Genomic DNA, 536 nt, shown 5'->3' with positions numbered 1-536 from the left:
AATATTGGTTTTTTCAACTGCTGTTTTTGTTAGTTTGCTTCAGGTCAGTTATTTAATAAGTCTGGCGCAATAGAACGATAAATAACCAATGCCAAGTTGGCAGGAGATGATATGGATATCAGTTCCAATACACGTTTAAGTCAGAATAACGCAGTGGCCGTTAACAATATGTTATTCACCGGCCTGGAAGGTCGGGCCGAGGCCGATAACAACTTTGTGAAGCACTGCATTTATCTCGCGCAGATCAAGGCGGACGGCGTTTATAACAGCAGTACTCAGCCTGCGCAGTGGTTCGATCATTTTGCCGGCATCCTCTGGTCGTTTGGCTGGAGTCTTGAGGAACAGCCAGTGGTGCTTGTGCAGACGGCGTTTTCCGGGAGTGTGCAGGAGGCATGGCGGCGATTGACTGCGCCGTTGCTCGCGCGTTCTCAACTGACCCAGGTTGAAGCGGGACTTGCAGCGCTGGAAAAAGATGCCGCATTGTTGAAGCAGTTTTCCGCGCTGAGTGGTCAAAACCTTCAACTCGCAATCTTTTT

1 pseudogene is annotated in these 536 nt (G+C 49.1%); it reads left to right on the top strand.

The features are described 5' to 3' along the window. Positions 1 to 111: 111 nt before the first annotated feature. Positions 112 to 536: pseudogene (locus HT737_RS30980) on the top strand (hypothetical protein); the annotation flags it as partial.

The organism is Pseudomonas sp. MD195_PC81_125 (assembly GCF_014060985.1).
GTDB classification, from domain to species: Bacteria; Pseudomonadota; Gammaproteobacteria; order Pseudomonadales; family Pseudomonadaceae; genus Aquipseudomonas; species Aquipseudomonas parakoreensis.
This window is presented reverse-complemented; position numbering and strand designations above follow the sequence as displayed.